Here is an 18,151-nt window from a genome sequence, read left to right as displayed (position 1 = left end):
GCCCCTCCGCCCTACAGCTCGTGACCGAGGGCCGAGGCCAGGTCCCGCACCAGGTCGTGGGCCGCGTCCGGGATGACCGTGCCGGGCAGGAACACCGCGGCGGCGCCCATGTCCCGCAGCGGCTGCACGTCCTGCGGCGGGATCACCCCGCCGACCACGACCGTGATGTCCTCCCGGTCCTCCGCCGCCAGCGCCTCCCGCAGCGCCGGCACCAGCGTGAGGTGACCGGCCGCCAGCGACGACACCCCGACGATGTGCACGTCGGCCTCCACCGCCTGCCGGGCCACCTCGGCCGGGGTCTGGAACAGCGGGCCGACGTCCACGTCGAAGCCCAGGTCGGCGAAGGCCGTGGCGATCACCTTCTGGCCCCGGTCATGGCCGTCCTGCCCCATCTTGGCCACCAGGATGCGCGGCCGGCGGCCCTCGGCGCGCTCGAACGCGGCCACCAGCTCCCGGGTGCGCTCGACCCCCGACGAGGGGCCCGCTTCGTCTCGGTACACACCCGAGATGGTACGGATCTGGCCCGAGTGGCGTCCGTAGACCTCCTCCAGGGCGTCCGAGATCTCCCCGACGGTCGCCATCGCCCGGGCCGCGTCCACCGCCAGCGCCAGGAGGTTGCCCTCAAGTCCCGGGCCGGGCGCGGACTTCGCCGCCTCCGTCAGCGCCCGCAGCGCCCGCCGGCAGGCGTCCTCGTCACGTTCCGCGCGCAACCGCTTGAGCTTCTCGATCTGCTGCGCCCGTACCGCGGAGTTGTCGACCTTGAGGACCTCGATCTCCTCGTCGGTCTCCACCCGGTACTTGTTGACGCCGATCAGCGCCTGCCGCCCGGAGTCGATCCGTGCCTGCGTACGGGCGGCGGCCTCCTCGACGCGCAGTTTGGGGATACCGGCGTCGATGGCCTTGGCCATACCGCCCGCCGCCTCGACCTCCTCGATGTGCGCCCAGGCGCGGCGCGCCAGATCGTGGGTGAGCCGCTCGACGTAGGCGCTGCCGCCCCAGGGGTCGATCACCCGGCAGGTGCCCGACTCCTGCTGGAGGAAGAGCTGGGTGTTGCGGGCGATCCGGGCCGAGAAGTCGGTGGGCAGCGCCAGCGCCTCGTCCAGCGCGTTGGTGTGCAGGGACTGGGTGTGGCCCTGGGTCGCGGCCATCGCCTCCACACACGTCCGGGTGACGTTGTTGAACACGTCCTGGGCCGTCAGCGACCAGCCGGAGGTCTGCGAATGGGTGCGCAGCGAAAGGGACTTGGGGTTCTTCGGCTCGAACTGCGAGACCAGCTTCGCCCACAGCAGCCGGGCCGCCCGCAGCTTGGCGATCTCCATGAAGAAGTTCATGCCGATCGCCCAGAAGAACGACAGCCGCGGCGCGAAGGAGTCCACGTCCATCCCGGCCGCCATGCCCGCGCGCAGGTACTCCACCCCGTCGGCGAGGGTGTACGCCAGCTCCAGGTCGGCGGTCGCACCCGCCTCCTGGATGTGGTAGCCGGAGATCGAGATGGAGTTGTAGCGCGGCATCTTCTGCGAGGTGAACGCGAAGATGTCGGAGATGATCCGCATCGAGGGCTGCGGCGGATAGATGTAGGTGTTGCGGACCATGAACTCCTTGAGGATGTCGTTCTGAATGGTCCCGGCCAGCTTCTCCGGCGGCACGCCCTGCTCCTCGGCGGCCACGATGTAGAGGGCGAGAACGGGCAGCACCGCGCCGTTCATCGTCATCGACACCGTCATCCGGTCCAGCGGGATGCCCTCGAAGAGCTGCCGCATGTCGTAGATCGAGTCGATGGCCACACCCGCCATGCCGACGTCACCGGTCACCCGCGGGTGGTCGCTGTCGTAGCCGCGGTGGGTGGGCAGGTCGAAGGCGACCGACAGGCCCTTCTGGCCGGCGGCGAGGTTGCGCCGGTAGAAGGCGTTGGACTCCTCGGCGGTCGAGAAGCCCGCGTACTGCCGGACCGTCCAGGGCTGGTTGACGTACATCGTCGGGTACGGGCCGCGCAGATACGGCGCGATGCCCGGGTAGGTGCCCAGGAAGTCCAGGCCGTCGAGGTCGGCCGCGGTGTACAGCGGCTTGACGTCGATGCCCTCCGGCGTCTCCCACGTCAGGTCCGCGACGCTCTTGCCGGTGGCCTGCTGGACGGCCTCCGTCCAGCGCTCCCGGTCGCCGGGCGCCGCCGCACCGGGCACCTCGCCCAGCTCCACCGTGCTGAAGTCCGGGATGGCGCCCGCCTGTCGTGCCGTCTCCTTCATGCCGCCACCTCCGTGACATCCAGGGCCGAGGAGAGCACCCCGGCCGCGTCGCAGCCCGCGAACACGAACGTGTCCACCCCGGCCGCCGCGAACTCCGCACCGCGCGCACCCGGCCTGCCCGCCAGGTGCACCCGCACCGCACCCGCCGCCTTCAGCGCCGCGGCCACCTCCGCCGCCTGCTCCGCGTAGACCGCGTCGCTGGCGCACACACACGCGATCCGGGCGCCGCTCGCCGCGAACGCCTCGGCCACCGACGCGGCCGTCACCTGCTCCGAGACGGTCTCGATGCCGCCCGCCTGGAAGAGATTGGCGGCGAACGCCACCCGCGCGGTGTGCGCCGCGACCGGGCCCAGCGCCGCCAGGAACGCCTTCGGACGCGCCCCGTGCGCCGCCAGATGCGCGTCCGAACGCGCCCGCAGCGCCTCGAAGGCATCGTCCCGGCGCACCCGCGGCAGCCCGCCGCCGGCCGGCGCGGGGGCCGGCTCGCGCTCCAGCGCGGCCTCCGCGAGGTTCGGGAACTCGCTGACGCCGGTGATCGGCTCCCGGCGGTGCGCCAGATCCTCGCCGCGCCGCCGCCAGGTCCGCGCCAGTCGCTCGCCGATCATCCCCGACCGCAGCGCCGCGGCCTGCCCGCCCGCGCCCTCGATCTCCTGGAAGAACGCCCAGCCCGCCCGGGCCAGTTCGGCCGTCAGCCGCTCGACGTACCAGGAGCCGCCCGCCGGGTCGATCACCTTCGCCAGATGCGACTCCTCCAGCAGCACCGACTGGGTGTTCCGGGCGATCCGCCGGGCGAACGCGTCCGGCAGCCCCAGCGCCGCGTCGAACGGCAGCACCGTCACCGCGTCCGCGCCGCCCAGCCCCGCGGACAGCGCCGCAACGGTGGTACGCAGCATGTTCACCCACGGATCCCGACGCGACATCATCACCGTCGACGTCACCGCGTGCTGGCGCTGCGCGGCCGCGGCCGGCGACGCCCCGCACACCTGCGCCACCCGCGCCCACAGCAGCCGCGCCGCCCGCAGCTTGGCCAGCGTCAGGAACTGATCGGCCGTGGCGGCGTAGCGGAACTCCAGCTGCCGGCAGGCCGCGTCGATGTCCAGGCCCCGCCCGTCCGCGGTCAGTTCCCGCAGATACCCCACACCGGTGGCCAGCGAGGCACCCAACTCCTCGGCCGCCGAACCGCCCGCCTCGTGATACGGCAGCGCGTCGACCGTCATCGCGCGGATCCGCGGCGTACTCTCCGCGGCCCGGCCGGCCAGCCGGACGGCGGCCGCCAGCCCCTCGGCCAGCCCGCCGTCGTCCCCGGTACGCGCCAGCAGACCCAGCGGATCCGCGCCCAGCACGGCCGTCGTCTCCGCCAGCGCCACCCCGGACTCCCGGTACAACCGCAGCAACTCCTCGGCCGCCGCCGGGAATTGAGCACCCGCGTCCAGCACCACCGGCGCCAGATCCAGATAGACGCCCTCCAGCGCCTGCGCCAGACCGGACACCGGCACCCCGCCGGCGCCCACGGTCAGCCACACCGAGGTGACCCCGTTCTCCAGGTCGGCCAGCAGCGCCTCGTTGACCTGCCGGGGATCGGTGCCGACCTGCCGCTGACGTACGTCCCACCCGGACGCGGCGGTGCCCTCCGGCCGGCTCCCCCTTATGAACGGCGGGAAACCGGGCAGACCCGCGGCGGCCGGCGCGTCCTCGGCGGTATAGAGCGGACGGACACGGATGCCGTCCTGGAGATCGGTGGCGAGCGCATCCTCGGCGGCGACACCGGCGGCGTCGGAAGCGCCCGATTTGCGCAGCACGCCCTCGACGAGGCGCTGCCACTGCTCGCGTTCCGCCGTCGGGAAGGCGGCAGCCAGGGGGAGTTCGGGGGACTCGGCGGTCATGGCAGCAGGCTAGGCGAACGACCGTTAGCCGGAGCAGGGGGCAACGCTGTGACCTTGCCCTCGTTGAACGGAACGTCGATTGCCATGTACCGCGCGAACCGTCACGGAAGGGCCGCGGCCCCCCTCCCGCCCCTCCCGGAACGTCGCCACCCCGCGCGCTACGGTGGCCCCGCACCCCACCGAGGAGCGGAATGCACCACCCGCCGATCACCCGCACCACCCTCGCCGCCGCCCTGCTAGTAGGACTCCTGCTCCTGGCCGCCCTCGCCGCCGTGCTGGCGCCGGCCCCGCAACCGGGCACCGACCGCGCCGCCTGCACGGGACGCACCCTCGCCTCCTGGACCACGGACCCCGCCACCACCACGGCGTTCGCCCGCTACGGCGACGACAACACCCGCACCGACGACTGGACCGGCGGCGACGGCACCCACTCGGTGCGCCTCCCCGACGGCCGGACGCTCTGGCTGTTCTCCGACACCTTCCTCGACCGGGTCCACCCGCCGCCCAACCCCCAAGGCGCGCCCCATAGTTGGCGCACCACCGACACCGGCGGCACCCCCTACCTCCGGCACAACTCCCTCGTGGTGATGTCCCCGTCGGGCACCCCGGAGCGCACCCTCACCGGCGGCACCCCGGCCGCACCCGGACCGTTCTTCCCCGACCCGCCCGGCGGCGGCTGGCGCTGGCCCGTCCAGGCGGCCGTGGAGCCCCGCGCCCCCGGCTCACCCGACCGGGTCGTCCGGGTGCTGCTGTGGAACCGCGTCCCCGGCAGCGGCCCCTGGATCTTCGGGATGCCGCACGGCACCGAGGTCGCCACCCTCTCCCTGCCCGACCTCCGGCTGGAGTCGATCGCTCCCGTCGCCGACCAGAGCACCGTCACCGACCCGGCCCGGCGCGTCCTCTACGGCACCGCACTCGTCCGCGACGGCGCCCGGACCTATGTCTTCGGCGGCGACGACCCGCCCTCGTCCCCCGCCGACAGCGGCTATCTGGCCCGGGTCCCGGCCGGCCGGCTCGCCGACCGGGCGGCCTGGCGGTACTGGGACGGCGCCCACTGGCGGCCGGACGCCGCGCGGGCCGTGCCGGTGCTGCGCGGCGGCGGCCGGCGCGGCGTCGGCAGCGCCTTCACCGTCGTCCGCGACGGCGGGACCTGGGTGCTGCTCACCATGGACACCGCGGCCGGCGGCACCGCCGGACTGCGCACCATCACCGGCTACTGGGCCTGCGCACCCCAGGGCCCCTGGCACGGCCCATCCGGCCGGATCGCCCCACCCCGCCCGGCGGGCCCCGACCCCGCCCACGTCGCGGCCTACAACCCCCAGGCCCACCCGGAGTTCACCACCCCCGCCGGCCTGCTCCTCAGCTACGACATCAACTGGCTAGGCCCACCCGGCACCCCCGCCGACCCCGTCGTCAACGGCGACGTCACCCTCTACCGCCCGCGCTTCCTCCGCATCCACCTGGCACCGGCGGGGCGGTGACGGGCGCGGTGACGGGCCGAGCCCGCAGGCTCAACCCCCGTGCCTCTCCCGCCACTTGCGGGTCTGTTCTTCGATGTCGTAGGGGGTGAGGTTGAGGGGCGGGCCCTCCGGCGGGGCGGCGAGTGCGGTGCGGATCCGGTCGTTGATGTCGGTGAGGATGCGGCGCAGGGCGGCCTCGGTGGGGGCGTCGGCGGCGGCCGCCAGGGCGTCCTCGGCCTCCTTGCGCAGGACGAGGGTGGGCGGGAGGAAGGAGATCTGCTCCCGGCTCATCTTGTCCTTGATCCACCACGTCTCGTCGTAGGGCCGGTCGAGGTGGGGGAGGGGCTTGCCGAAGCCGGGCAGCTGCTCGAAGCCGCCGCGCTCGGCCGACTCGCGGATCTGCTTGTCGACCCAGCTCTCGAAGCTGACGCCGGGAGGCTTGCGCTCGGTCATGGGATTCTCCCGAGGTGCGGGCCGGACGGTCCTCGTCCCTTCACCGTAGCGCAGGTCCCGGTCCGGCCCGGGGTGCGGGACGGACCGGGCGGCCGGGTCAGTCGCCTCCGTCGGCGGTGTCGGCGGCGCTGGTCGGGGTCGGCTGGACCAGCGGGAAGGCGTTGTTGCCGCCGCACACCATGGGGCCGACCCGGACCCCGTGGCCGACCAGCGTCACCGTGACCTGGCCCGGTGGCTTGCCCCCGGGGACGCGGGCGTTGGCGGCGGTGCACACCAGCTGGTTCAGCGAGGCCGGGTCCAGCAGCTTGGCGTTCACCGGCAGGGTGATCGAGACCCGGCCGGGCCCGGTCGTGGCGGTCAGCGGAGCGGGGAACTTGGGCACCACGCTGGAGAGCCCGCGCATCCGCTCGGCGTGGTTGGGCCCCTTCACGAGCAGGTCGATGGTGGCCTGCGGGTCCAGGGGTTCCTTCGCCGGGCGGGTCGCCGGGTGGAGTCCATCCGGCCCGTAGAAGAACAGCTGCACATCGGCCGGCGGCTTGCCCGGGGCCCGTACCCCGTTGGCCGGCTCCCCGGCGTCGATCACATCGGTGGTCTCGATGCCGCAGCCGGCCAGGGTGGCGGTGAGCGCGCCGGCCAGGGCGCCCAGGGCGGCCCGGCGGCCGGGACGGCGGACGGCGGCGGCAGGGTGCGCGGCCGTCCGGCTCGTGGTCTGCTGGCGGACGATCATGCGGTGTCGCTTCCCTTCCCGGTGGCCGAGGGCTTCCCCGCCGGCTCGTCCGCGGCCCCGTCGGCCGGACCGTCGGCCGGTGCCTCCTCGTGCCGCAGCGGCAGTTCGACGGTGAACACCGCGCCGCCTTCCGGGGCGTTGGCGGCGCGCAAAGTGCCGCCGTGCAGCCGGACGTTCTCCTGCGCGATGGCCAGCCCCAGCCCGCTGCCCTCGGACCGGGCGCGGGCCGAGTCCGCCTTGTAGAAGCGGTCGAAGACATGCGGCAGCACCTCGGGGTCTATCCCCGGGCCGCTGTCGCGGATCTCGATCCGCAGGGTGGCATCGCCCGGCTCCGGCGCGCGCAGCACCACCCGGACCGGCTCGCCGCCGTGATGCAGGGCGTTGCCGACGAGGTTGGCCACCACGACGTCCAGCCGGCGCGGGTCCAGCCGGGCCCGGACGTCGTCCGGCAGCTCCGCGGTCACCCGCTGCTGCCAGGCACGGGCCTGGAGCGTCTTGCGGATCGTCTCGGCGACGTCCACCTCGTCCAGGTGCAGCGCGGCGGCGCCCGCGTCGAACCGCGAGACCTCCATCAGGTCCTCCACCATCCGCGCCAGCTTCCCGGTCTCCTGGCTGATCAGCCGGACCGCCGAGGCGGTGTCCGGGTCGAGGGAGTCGGCGTCCTCGTCCAGCACGTCGGTGACCGCGGACATCGCCGCCAGCGGCGTCCGCAGCTCGTGCGAGACATCGGCCGCGAACCGCCGGGAGTTCGCCTCCATCCGGCGCAGCTCCGCCATGCTCTCCTCCAGCTTCGCCGCCATCTCGTTGAACGTCCGCGACAGATCGGCGAGTTCGTCGGCGCCCTTGAACTCCAGCCGGGTGTCCAGCTTGCCCTCGGCGATCCGCCCGGCGGCCTGCCGCAGCCCCCGGACGGGCCGCAACACCCCGCGCGCCGCGATCAGCGGCAGGATCACCGCCAGCGCGAACGCCGGCAGCGCCCCGCCGCGCGCGGCGGTCACCAGCGCCTCGACGTTGGCCTCCTCCGAACGCAGCGGCAACTGTGCGTAGACCGTCAGCGCCGACGGCCGCCCGTCGGTCTGCCGCACCGGCATCCCGATCAGCAGCCAGGGCGAGCCGTCCCGGTCGATGCGCTGGAAGGCCGGCACCCGGCGCTTCTCCACCGACGCCTTGAAGTCGGCCGGCACCACCATGTCGCGCCGCAGCCCGCTCGCGTCGTCGTCCGGGACGCCGTTGTAGTGCACCGAGATGTCCCAGTCGCGGGACTGGCCGGAGCGCTCCAGCTTCACCCGGAAGAAGTCCAGGTCGGACCGGGACGGCGGCACCGCCAGCTCCGGCGCCAGGGAATTGACCTGGGCCCGCAGGTCGTTGACGGCGGTGTCCTGGGACCGCTGGAGGATGGCGTTGCGCGCCTCGCGGTAGGTCAGCCCGGCGGTGGTCAGCGCACTGACCGCCGCCACCAGCAGGAACGCCACCACGAGCCGGGCACGCAGTCCGCGCACCGCGGAGACGCCCGGCAGCAGGCGGCGGATGCGGCTCACAGCGGTCCGAAGCGGTAACCGAAGCCGCGCACGGTCTGCACGTACCGGGGGCTGCGCGGGGTGTCCTCTATCTTCGTCCGCAGCCGCATCACACAGGCGTCCACCAGCCGGGCGTCGCCGTGGTAGCTGTGCTCCCAGACGTGCTCCAGCAGCTGCTGGCGGCTGAAGACCTGGCCCGGGGTCGCGGACAGGAACAGCAGCAGCTTCATCTCGGACGGCGCCAGCGCCAGGTCCTGGCCGCCCTTGCTCACGACCAGCCCGGCCCGGTCGATGGCCAGTTCGCCGTAGGTCTCGACCGGCGCGGGCCCCGGCTCGGTGGCCGGGGCGCCGTCGGTGGGCAGCGCGGTGCGCCGCAGCACCGCCCGGATCCGGGCCTCCAGCACCTCGCCGCGGGCCGGTTTGACGATGTAGTCGTCGGCACCCGCCTCCAGACCGAGGACCACGTCGAGGTCGTCGCCGCGGGCGGTGAGCATAATGATCGGCAGCTGTCGCTCGGCGCGGATGAGCCGGCAGATCTCGAAGCCGTCCTTGCCGGGCAGCATCAGATCCAGCAGCACGATGTCGGGGCGGAAGGACGGCAGCGCCGCCAGCCCTTCCTCGCCGCTGGCCGCGGCCGCGACGTCATGGCCGCGCCGCCGCAGCGCGAGGGACACCCCGTCGCGGACGGCGGCGTCGTCCTCGATCAGCAGTACACGTGGCATGGGTCCAGTATCAATAAGTTTCATGATGGATCCGTAACAGGAGCATCCCGCCCCGAGTCCTGTGCATCTGAGGGGGTGCAGGCGGCGTCCGTGTAAAGGGGCACACCAGCCGCCGGCAGGAATACAGCAGAGCACATGAGGGGCGGGTTCGACATGGCACGGCGCTTCGGCACGGGACGGCGCTTCGGCACGGGACGGCGCTTCGGGATCGAGGGCGGGATCATCGGCGTGACCACCGCCGCGGTGGCGTCATTGGCGGTGGCGGGGGCGTTCGCCTTCCTCCAGCCCAGCGCCGAGGCCGACCCGGTCGACCACGCACGGAAGCCGGCGCAGCCGCCGCGCACCGCTCCGGTCGACCCGTCCATCGTGCACGCCTCCGACCGTCCCGGCCGCAGCCTCAACATCACCATCGACGACGGCCCGGACCCCGTCTGGACCCCGAAGGTGCTGGAGGCCCTCAAGGAGAACGGCGTCAAGGCGACCTTCTGCATGATCGGCCCGCAGGCCGCGGCCCACCCCGACCTCGTCAAGAAGGTGGTGACCGAGGGACACCGGCTCTGCGACCACACCATCGACCACAACACCGCCATGGACCACCGCTCCGAGGACTACCAGTCCCGGCAGATCCTCGACGCCCAGAAGATGATCGAGGCCGCGGCGGGCGGCGCCAAGGTCGAGTACTACCGTGCCCCCGGCGGCGCCTTCACCCCCTACAGCCGCAAGCTGGCCGCCGAGCACGGCATGCGCCCGCTGGGCTGGAACGTCGACAGCAAGGACTTCGAGGGCGGCAGCGTCGCGCACATCGAGTCGACCGTCCGCGGCGAACTCCGCAACGGCCCCACCGTCCTCTTCCACGACGGCGGCGGCAACCGCGCCCGCACCGTGGAGGCGCTGAAGCGCCTGCTGCCGTGGATGAAGCAGCAGGGCTACGGGTTCGGCTTCCCGCAGCGGTAGCCGGCCCCGTTCCGTACACCTCCGTACACCCAACACCCCCGCACACAGCTGAACGGGCCGGTCGTCACCGGCCCGTTCGTCGTCTTCGGTTCGTGCGTGTCCCAGCTGGTCGCGTGCGCCGCCGTCGTCCTCACGCCGTGCCGAACAGCTCCGCCAGCCCCCGCTCCACGCCCAGGTACTCGTGCTCCCGCCCGGCCGGCACCGCGTCGTACGAGCGGTCCAGGAACTGCCGGACGTCCTCGGTCCGCAACTGGACCATGGCGATGCCCTCGTCGGCGTGGAACTCCATCACCGTGCGCTCCGGACCCGACGGCCGCACCCGCACATCGCCCCGGCCGGCCGCCCCGTGCAGCCCCTCGGCGAGCAGGTCCCGGGCGAACGCCCAGTCCACCGCCGCACCGTCGAGCGAGATCTCGGGAGGGAAGGTCATCCGCACCGCCAGCGGATCGGTCCGCAGGTAGCGCAGCACCGCCGGGACCGCGTGACCGACCGACGTCGCGAGGAGACGGACCTGAACGGCTTGGTCGATGGCGGTGTGCATCGCGGCGGCTCCCTCACAGCGAGTCGGCCCGCGGAACGCGGGCGTGGTCATCCTGTAGGACGGTCTGCCCGGCCTCGCCGTGCACAATCGGGGTGTGTGATCTGCGTCATGTCGCCGGTGCCGAATCCCCGTTCCGTTGTGGGTGGGTGAGGAACTCGTCCAGGAGGCCCGGGGTCGCCGCCGCGGCGAAGCCGGGCGCGGCGCCCTCGGCGAGATCCGGGATGCGGTAGCCCTCCTCGCCCGCCGCCACCGCCGCGGTCAGGGACACCAGCCCGGCCCGCCGGGTGAACGGCGAGGTGGTGAACGTCCAGGCGGCGACCGCCTCCCGCCGCAGCACCAGGGTGTCCCGGCTGAACGTGCCCGAGCGGGCGACCAGATGGCGGCCGGTGATCCCGTGCCCCAGATTCCGGTACGCGTCCCGGGCCAGCCACAGCGCCACCGGCGTGGCGATCACCGCGTAGATCCACGCGGCGTGCAGCAGCACCGGGGTGAACGCCGCCCCCAGACCGGCCAGGAGCGCCGTGCCCGGCAGCACGCCGAAGAGCATGCCGCGCACCCGCCGCCGGCGCAGTGCTACCCGCGGATGCCGCGTCAGCGCGTGTTCCTGATGGGCCGTCACCTTGCTGCCGGGGAAAGGCGATCGCAGTACTCCGCTGGCCACCTGCACCGCCTCCCGGCGGGGCGCCGGCGGCAGCAGCCCACTGCGCTTGCGGTTCTCCTCCTTGTTGCCGAGGCCGCCCGCGACCGCGCGCACCGTCGCCCCGCCGCCGGCCCGCAGCAGCAGCGGCTCGCGCAGCACCACCCCGCGCAGCCGGGCGCGCTCGATGGTCACCGAGCGGGTGGTCAGCAGCCCCCGGTGCACCCGCAGGGTGCCGGCGTCCGCCCACTCCAGGCGGTAGTCCCACCAGTTCTCGACGTACAGCGCGACCGCGCCCACCGAGCCGAGAACGATCACCGTCAGCAGTGCCGCGGGGATGGTCAGCCACAGCATCCCGTTGCCGAACTCCTCGAACGCTCGCCGGACGAAGCCGAGTTTCCAGGGTTCGATGCCGATCTCGTGCAGCACCCGGTAGGCCGAACCGCCCGCGGCGAAGACCCCGCCGACGACCCAGAAAGTCAGCGGCGCGTACCGCAGCCAACGCCAGTTGATCTGCGCCAGTACGGGGTCCTCGCTGGCCGTCCCGGTGGCCGCGCGGGCCAGCAGTTCCGCGCGCAGCCGCTCGCCCTCGGCCACCGGGAGGGCCTCCAGCGACAGTTCGCCGCCGCCCAACCCGGAGCCCGCGGTGCCGGCCCGCAGGACCGTGACATCCAGCAGCCGGTGCAGCGGGGACGCCGTCAGGTCGACGGTGCGGATCCGGTGCAGCGGTACGCTCCGCACCCGCCGGGTGAGCAGCCCGCTCCGCACCTCCAGGCTCTCGCCGGTGACCCGGAAGTCGGTGCGCGCCCACCGGACCAGCCCGGCCCCGGCGACCACCGCGAACGCGGCGGCGATCGCCACGAGGGTGAGCCAGGCACCGCCGGTGATCCGGCCGCCGGTGGCCAGCGCCGTCAGCGCCAACGAGCCGAGCGGCGCGCCCAGCCAGCCGCAGTGCACCAGCAGCGTGCGGGGGCTCAGCCGCCGCCACTCCTGCCCGCCACTGACGCTGGCGGGACGCTCCTCGGCGTGCGGGGTGTACTGGGTGTACGGGGCGGGCTCGTCGTACCGGGCGTGCTCCGTGTACTGCGCGGACTCGGCGTGCTCGGGGTGGGGGGCAGGGGCCGGCATGCTGCTGTCTCCGGCGCCGTTCCACGGGGAAGGGGCGCTCATGCGGCATCCCCCGGCACGTCCTGGGCGACCTCGCCGATCCGCCGGGACAGCGCCTCGGCATCGGCGTCCGACAGGCCGGCGATCTTGATGTCGCCGGCGGTCGAGGCGGTGGTGACGGTCACCGTCGCCAGCCCGTACCGCCGCTGTATCGGGCCGCGCAGGGTGTCCACCGTCTGCACACGGGACAGCGGCGCGATCCGCCGCTTCTGCCAGAACCAGCCGCCCGCCGCGTAGACCGCGCGCTCGCCCAGCTCCCAGGCGTGCACCGCGTACCGCATCCGCGGCATCACCACGAGATAGCCCACGGCCGGCAGGACCAGGACGACGAGCAGCAGCGGGCCCAACCACGTCAGTGCGCCCGGGAAGAAGAGGAGCGACAGCACCGCCAGGACCAGCGCGGTCAGCAGCATCGGACCGCTGAGCGTGAGCAGTGCCTGGGTCCGCCACCAGGCGCGGGCGCGTGGATCGACGCGGTGGCGGGGCGGGCGGAGGAGCGGTGCGGCGTGCTCAGGCATCAGGAGGTCACCGTTTTCCAAGTCAAACGTATTGTGAGGCGTTACGTTATAACGGTACGAGCGACTTGTAAAAGCGGGCCGCTCAGCGACCTGCGCGACCAGCGCAGCGGCAGTACGGATGGAAGGGGCACCGCTCGTGCCGAAGAAGGTGGATCACGAAGCCAGGCGCCAGGAGATCTCCGCGGCGCTCTGGCGACTCGCGAACACCCGGGGCGTGGACGGCGTCAGCCTGCGCGATGTCGCCGCCGAGGCAGGTATCTCGCTCGGCCGGATCCAGCACTACTTCCGCACCAAGGACGAGCTGCTGCTGTTCGCCCTCCGGCACATCAACCGCAAGGCCACCGAACGCATCGCGCAGCGGATCCAGGCGCTGAAGGAGGAGCCCACGCCGCGGGCGGTGCTCCGCGCCTGCTGCGCCGGGATGCTCCCGCTCGACGCGGAGAGCCGCGCCGGCCTCCTGGTCGGTGCCGCCTACTACTCCCGCGCCGTCCACGATCCGGCCCTGGGTGCGGAGGCGCGCGACGGCATCCCCAAGCTCCGCGACTTCCTCACCGACCAGCTGCGGCGGGCCGCCGAGCGCGGCGAACTCCCGCCCGAGCGCGCCACCGAGGACGAGGCCATGCTGCTGATCGCCCTCTCCGACGGCCTGGCCTCCTACGTCCTGCTGGGCATCCACGGTCCCGAACAGGCACTCGCCCTCCTGGACCGACAGCTGGACAACCTGTTCGGGGCGGAGCGGTAAGCCTGTCGACGAAAGCTGACTGTGTGTCAATCAGCCGCCCTGAAAGGGGATTGGTCGTCCTTCCGCGCTTTCTCGCCATCGCCGCTCGGCCCGCTCGCAGGGTCTGCCATTCTGTCGTCCGACCGTCGCGCAGGACCGTCCCTACCGCACTTGGCTGGGCGCTCCCGCGCGTCACAGCGTGACCAAGGGGAGGCAGCGATGCCGTACATCGGGGAGACCTGGCGGGTGGAACGGGGCGCGGACGTGGTCGGCGAGATCACCGTCACGGAGGCGGACTTCCCCTGGTTGAACGGCCGCTTCACGCCCGGCCCGGCCTTCGCCGCACTGCGGCCGCACTTCGCCCGCGAGCTGGCCCTCGTCGACGCCATCGGCACCGTCGACGACGACCTGGCCGCCTGGGAGGACGCCTACGCCCGCGCCAGCGACGGTGTCCGGCTGATCGCCCCGGACGGGCCGGTGGCGGAGTTCCTGCTGCACATCGAGGACGACGCGGCGTGGTTCCGCTGGAGCGACGAGTCGTTTCCGGGGGAATGAGGGCGTTACCAGCGGGACGGCGGGCGGATGCCGCTCGTCGCCGGGGACTGCGGGGCCATGGGCGCACGCCGCGCCGAGGGGGAGCACGCGCCGAAAGGCCGCCCCTGCGGCGTCGCGCCCTGCCCTCGCGCCCTCCGGCCGTTCCAGCAGCCCCCGCCGTCAGTCCATCAGGCTCGCCAGTCGCCCCTCCAGTACCACCAGCAACTCGCTCAGCGCCGTGGAGAGTTCTTCCCGCCGTGCCTCCCCGATTCCCTCCAACAGTGCGGCCTCGTACCGCAGTTGCTCGGGCAGCAGCCGGTCGATGGTCTCCCGCCCCTCGTCGGTGAGCGAGAGGTGGGTGACCCGGCGGTCCCGGTCGTCCGGCCGGCGGCTGACCAACCCGCGCTCCTCCAACTGCCGGACGCGCTTGGTGACCGCCGCCCCCGAGGCGAAGGTCTCCCGCGCCACCCGGCCGGGCGTCAGCTCACGGTCCATCCGGCGCAGCGTGCCGAGGATGTCGAACTCGGGCCGGGTCAGCCCCGCCCGCCGCAGTGGCGCGTCGGCAGCCTGCTGCAGCAGCGCGGAACAGCGGTTGAGCCGTCCGATCACCGCCATCGGGCCGGTGTCCAGCCCGGGGTGCACCTGCTGCCACTGGCGCAGCACCCCAGCGACGATGTCCTCGGTCACCCGCACACTCCTCTCGGCCATCCCTCCGCCGGTATCCCGGTCGCCTACCGTCCTCATTGTGCCTGCTCAGGGCGGGGCCGAACCGTGCCCGCCCAGGGCCGGGCCGAGAGGCGTGTGTCAGGCGGCCAGGGCGGGCGCGGCCAGCCGCCGGACCAGGGCCGCCAGCGTCCGATGGCCCTCCTGCTCGGCGCGGGCGATCTGCTCCTCGGGGAGTGCCCGCTGCCACCACTCACCGGCCGCCACCTCGACGGCCTCCCGCAACTCGACCAGGGCCCCGCCGAGCCGGTCCCGCGCCCAACCTGCCTCATGCGCCCAGCGGACCCACTCGCCCTCGTCCGCCCAACGGGTCCCCTCAGCCCACCGGGTCTCATCTGCCCAACCGGCATTGCCCGCCCAACCGGCATCGCGGCCCTCGACTACTTCCTTCATCGCGTCGGCCCCGTCCGCCCCACCGGTTCCGTTCACCCCGTCCACCGTGTCCACGCCGGACCGCCCGGAGTGCCCGAACCGCTTCCCGGACCGCACCCCGGGCCCCGTGGCCAGCAGCCGGGATGCTGTCGCCTCCGCCTCCGTCACCCGCTCCAGCGCCAGATCGATCCGGTCGGCCGCCCGCCGGTTGGTGACCAGTACGCAGCAGACCAGCCCGACCGCCGCACCCACCACGGTGTCCAGCCACCGGTCGGCGATCAGCGTGCCGGCCGGCAGCGGTCGGCCGAACTCGGTCAGCAGCAGCGCCATCGGCGTCACACACACCGAGCCGAGCCAGTAGTTTCGGGTGATCGTGGCCTCCGCACCGAGCTGGAACGCCAGCGCCAGCGCGATCATCACGCCCGGCCCGATGTGGATCACCGGCAGCAGCGCGGTGAACAGGACCAGTCCGAGCAGGTTCCCGAGGGTGCGCTGGAAGGCGCGTTGCCAGGAGAGGGTGGTGTTGGCCTGGTAGATCGACGCCGCGGTCACCACGGCCCAGTACGGATGACCGACCCCCGCAGCCAACGAGGCCCAGCCCGCCAGGACGCACCCCACCGCGACCCGCGCCCCGATGGGCAGCAGCGGCGAACCGGGCCGGAGCCGTCCGACCACCGCCCGCACGCCCCGCGGCCGCCCGGGCACCGGCCGCCGCAGCCCTCGCGCGTCCGCCGCCCCCCGACCCCGTAGGTCGCCACGGGGTTCCACTCCCGTCCGCGGATGGCACCCCTCGACCTTTGCTGCATGCGACACACGCGACACAGTGGTCGTTGCACTCGGCTGCCGCAGCGCCGTGCCGGGCTCCAGCGCGACCCCGAACTCCCAGGCCACACCGGCCAGTTCCGCGGCCTCCGCGGCGGTCAATGTCACCTCGGGCAGCGGTCGTCCGCTCCGTAGCTCGCGCGCCCAGTCGCCGAACCGGTCGGCCTCTGCCGCCGCATCCCGAGGGACCCCGCCCAGCGCGGACTCCGCCCGCACCAGCAGCCGCTCCAGCCCCGCCCGTGCCGCGGCCTTCTCCGGCGTACGGGCCGGAACGAGGAACAGCGCGTGCCAGGCAGCGTTCACCGCCGCCGCGGTGGCGTGCCGGGCATGCACCACCCCGGCCACCTCAGCCGGCTCCGGAGCCACGGCGGGCTCCGCAGGCCCGGCCGGCCCCCCGTCCCTGGTCGATGCCGTGCCCCCGGCCGGCCGCGCGGCCTCGGCCTCCGCTCGCGCCCGCAGCAGCCCGGCGGCGGCCTCCAGCGCCCGCGCGGTGGCGATCCGCTCCGGCCCCTGCGGCCGTACCAGCGCCGGCGCCATGCACACCAGCCACGCGAACGCCCCGGTGGCCAGCGTCAGCCCGGTATGCGCCAGCACCTCCGCCGGCCGCTGTGGCACGAAGAACGCCGAGGCCGCGATGAACGTCAGGATCAGATTCCCCGGTGGCCCGATGCGCGTCGCATCGCACACCACCTTGTGCACCGCGGCGACCAGTGACGCCAGGACTACCAGCGCCGCGGCCGAGGTGATCAGCGACGCCGCGGTCAACGCGAAGGCGACGCTCGCCGCCATCCCGAGCACCACCCATGGCAGCGTCCGGGCCCGCGCCGCGTACGGCAGACCGTGCGCGTACAGCGCGCACATCGCCCCGGCGGAGGTGTAGAGCACCAGGTCGAGCCGCCCCAGGGCGAACAGCACCAGATCCGGGACGCCCAGTGCCACCACGGCACTGAGTGCCGGCTTGTGCCAGATGTCGACGGGCCGCCGCAGCCGCACCGTGCTCCGGACCGGCAGCGGCCGGAACCGCACCGGGGTCGCCCCGTCCGCCCCGTCCGCCCCGCCCGGCCCCCTGACGGTCGACTGCGCCGCCCTCGGCCGTCGTCCCGTGCCTCTGACCTGCTTCGCGGCGTGCTTGGCATGCTTCCCCATGCCCAAAACATTAGCAGGTGTTTTACAGGTAAAAGATATGCGTCGACTCACCCCGCCGACGCGCGACAATGTCCCCGTGCCAACCGCCAAGAACGCCAAAAACACCAAGCGTGAGCAGAGCCCCGAGACCGCCGATAGCGCTAAGGGCACCACACGGGGTGCCAAGAGTGCCAAGGACGCCAAGGGCGCCAAGAGCTCCGGGAAGGCGGAGTCGGCGACCGCGTCCGGTTCACCGGACCGCCGCCGCGAACTCCTGGACACCGCGGCGGAGGTGTTCGCCGCGCAGGGCTACAACGCGACCACCGTCCGCCAGATCGCGGACGCGGCGGGAATGCTCGCGGGCAGTCTCTACTACCACTTCGATTCCAAGGAATCGATGGTCGACGAGATCCTCGTGACCTTCCTGGACGAGCTGTGGGCCGGCTATGACGCGGTGCTGGCGGCCGGCCACGGGCCGCGGGAGACCATCGAGGCGCTGGTCACCGAGTCGTTCCGGGAGATCGACCGGCACCGTGCCGCGGTCGCGATCTACCAGAAGGAGGCCCGGCACCTCGCCACCCAGCCCCGCTTCGGCTATCTGACCGAATCCCGGCGGAAGTTCGAGCAACTGTGGCTCGGCACACTGGAGCGCGGCGTGGCCGAGGGCGTCTTCCGCGGCGACCTCGATCTCCGGCTGGCCTACCGCTTCCTGCGCGACACGGTCTGGGTCGCCGCGAGCTGGTACCGCCCGGAGGGCCGCCACACCCCAGGGGAAATCGCCCGCCAGTACCTCGCCATGGTCCTGGACGGCATCGCCCTCCCGGAGTGAACTGCCGGGTTTCTCTCACACCGACAGGGTTATGCGTACGGGGTGCGGCCAGGCCGTCCGGCCGGCTTGTACGGGCTGCCCTGTTGCCTTGTTGCTGCCTCGACCACGGGCCGCTGCGACCGGTGGCAGCCGCGCCGTGATCGGCAACAGGCGCGCTCCTCAGCTGGAGACGCCCTCGTTCCCGGTGCCGTTGCTCTCGACGT

At 73.4% G+C, this 18,151-nt stretch carries 16 protein-coding genes; 5 read left to right on the top strand and 11 right to left on the bottom strand.

The genetic code is table 11. The features are described 5' to 3' along the window. Nucleotides 1-11: 11 nt before the first annotated feature. On the bottom strand, nt 12-2,243 hold the full coding sequence (scpA, locus tag B073_RS0109335; RefSeq protein ID WP_018537822.1) for a methylmalonyl-CoA mutase: 2,232 nt from the start codon (nt 2,241-2,243) through the stop codon (nt 12-14). Further along, a complete protein-coding gene (locus tag B073_RS0109330; RefSeq protein ID WP_018537821.1) occupies nt 2,240-4,126 on the bottom strand; it encodes a methylmalonyl-CoA mutase family protein in 1,887 nt (628 codons plus the stop codon). The genes scpA and B073_RS0109330 overlap by 4 nt, the downstream gene beginning before the upstream one ends. A gap of 191 nt (nt 4,127-4,317) precedes the next feature. Here B073_RS0109330 and B073_RS0109325 point away from each other — a divergent pair, with 191 nt between their 5' ends. Then, nucleotides 4,318-5,607, top strand: a complete 1,290-nt coding sequence (locus B073_RS0109325) for a DUF4185 domain-containing protein (protein ID WP_018537820.1) — start codon at nt 4,318-4,320, stop codon at nt 5,605-5,607. Nucleotides 5,608-5,637: 30 nt separating this feature from the next. Here the strand turns inward: B073_RS0109325 and B073_RS0109320 are convergent, their stop codons facing one another. The 4 genes from B073_RS0109320 to B073_RS0109305 form a co-directional block, all read right to left on the bottom strand. Beyond that, nucleotides 5,638-6,039 carry a DUF1992 domain-containing protein gene (locus B073_RS0109320; protein WP_018537819.1) on the bottom strand — a complete coding sequence of 134 codons (402 nt, stop codon included), beginning with the start codon at nt 6,037-6,039 and terminating at the stop codon, nt 5,638-5,640. 97 nt (nt 6,040-6,136) lie between these two features. After that, nucleotides 6,137-6,766 (bottom strand): hypothetical protein, encoded by a 630-nt coding sequence (locus tag B073_RS0109315; RefSeq protein WP_018537818.1) that lies wholly within the window; start codon nt 6,764-6,766, stop codon nt 6,137-6,139. Next, nucleotides 6,763-8,304: a sensor histidine kinase gene (locus tag B073_RS39500; protein WP_018537817.1), complete on the bottom strand. Its 1,542-nt coding sequence runs from the start codon at nt 8,302-8,304 to the stop codon at nt 6,763-6,765. Before B073_RS39500 ends, B073_RS0109315 begins: the two co-directional genes overlap by 4 nt. Next, entirely contained in the window at nt 8,301-9,005 is a 705-nt protein-coding gene (locus B073_RS0109305; RefSeq protein ID WP_018537816.1) for a response regulator transcription factor, read from the bottom strand. The genes B073_RS39500 and B073_RS0109305 overlap by 4 nt, the downstream gene beginning before the upstream one ends. A gap of 153 nt (nt 9,006-9,158) precedes the next feature. On the opposite strand from B073_RS0109305, the gene B073_RS0109300 reads away from it, so the two are divergent. Continuing rightward, the gene (locus B073_RS0109300) at nt 9,159-9,959 is read left to right on the top strand and encodes a polysaccharide deacetylase family protein (protein ID WP_106731812.1); all 801 of its coding nucleotides are present in this window, start codon (nt 9,159-9,161) and stop codon (nt 9,957-9,959) included. A 130-nt stretch (nt 9,960-10,089) separates the two neighbouring features. On the opposite strand, the gene B073_RS0109295 is transcribed toward B073_RS0109300, so the two are convergent. The 3 genes from B073_RS0109295 to B073_RS0109285 form a co-directional block, all read right to left on the bottom strand. Then, nucleotides 10,090-10,500, bottom strand: coding sequence for an SsgA family sporulation/cell division regulator (locus B073_RS0109295; protein WP_018537814.1), 411 nt, complete (start codon nt 10,498-10,500; stop codon nt 10,090-10,092). A gap of 106 nt (nt 10,501-10,606) precedes the next feature. Further along, complete coding sequence (locus B073_RS0109290) at nt 10,607-12,307, bottom strand: PH domain-containing protein (protein ID WP_234025031.1); 1,701 nt, start codon at nt 12,305-12,307, stop codon at nt 10,607-10,609. Further along, nucleotides 12,304-12,822, bottom strand: a complete 519-nt coding sequence (locus B073_RS0109285) for a PH domain-containing protein (protein WP_018537812.1) — start codon at nt 12,820-12,822, stop codon at nt 12,304-12,306. Before B073_RS0109285 ends, B073_RS0109290 begins: the two co-directional genes overlap by 4 nt. A gap of 136 nt (nt 12,823-12,958) precedes the next feature. On the opposite strand from B073_RS0109285, the gene B073_RS0109280 reads away from it, so the two are divergent. Further along, the gene (locus tag B073_RS0109280; protein ID WP_018537811.1) at nt 12,959-13,564 is read left to right on the top strand and encodes a TetR/AcrR family transcriptional regulator; all 606 of its coding nucleotides are present in this window, start codon (nt 12,959-12,961) and stop codon (nt 13,562-13,564) included. A 198-nt stretch (nt 13,565-13,762) separates the two neighbouring features. Further along, nucleotides 13,763-14,098, top strand: coding sequence for a hypothetical protein (locus B073_RS0109275; RefSeq protein ID WP_018537810.1), 336 nt, complete (start codon nt 13,763-13,765; stop codon nt 14,096-14,098). A gap of 159 nt (nt 14,099-14,257) precedes the next feature. Here B073_RS0109275 and B073_RS0109270 read toward each other — a convergent pair whose 3' ends face one another. Together B073_RS0109270 and B073_RS42705 are read right to left on the bottom strand one after the other, a co-directional pair. Next, nucleotides 14,258-14,764: a MarR family winged helix-turn-helix transcriptional regulator gene (locus B073_RS0109270; protein ID WP_018537809.1), complete on the bottom strand. Its 507-nt coding sequence runs from the start codon at nt 14,762-14,764 to the stop codon at nt 14,258-14,260. Nucleotides 14,765-14,881: 117 nt separating this feature from the next. Continuing rightward, a complete protein-coding gene (locus B073_RS42705; protein WP_018537808.1) occupies nt 14,882-17,020 on the bottom strand; it encodes an FUSC family protein in 2,139 nt (712 codons plus the stop codon). Nucleotides 17,021-17,177: 157 nt separating this feature from the next. Here B073_RS42705 and B073_RS39485 point away from each other — a divergent pair, with 157 nt between their 5' ends. After that, nucleotides 17,178-17,948, top strand: coding sequence for a TetR/AcrR family transcriptional regulator (locus B073_RS39485; RefSeq protein WP_018537807.1), 771 nt, complete (start codon nt 17,178-17,180; stop codon nt 17,946-17,948). The last annotated feature ends 203 nt before the right edge of the window (nt 17,949-18,151 follow it).

It is taken from the genome of Streptomyces sp. MspMP-M5 (genome assembly GCF_000373585.1).
Classification (GTDB): domain Bacteria; phylum Actinomycetota; class Actinomycetes; order Streptomycetales; family Streptomycetaceae; genus Streptomyces.
This window is presented reverse-complemented; position numbering and strand designations above follow the sequence as displayed.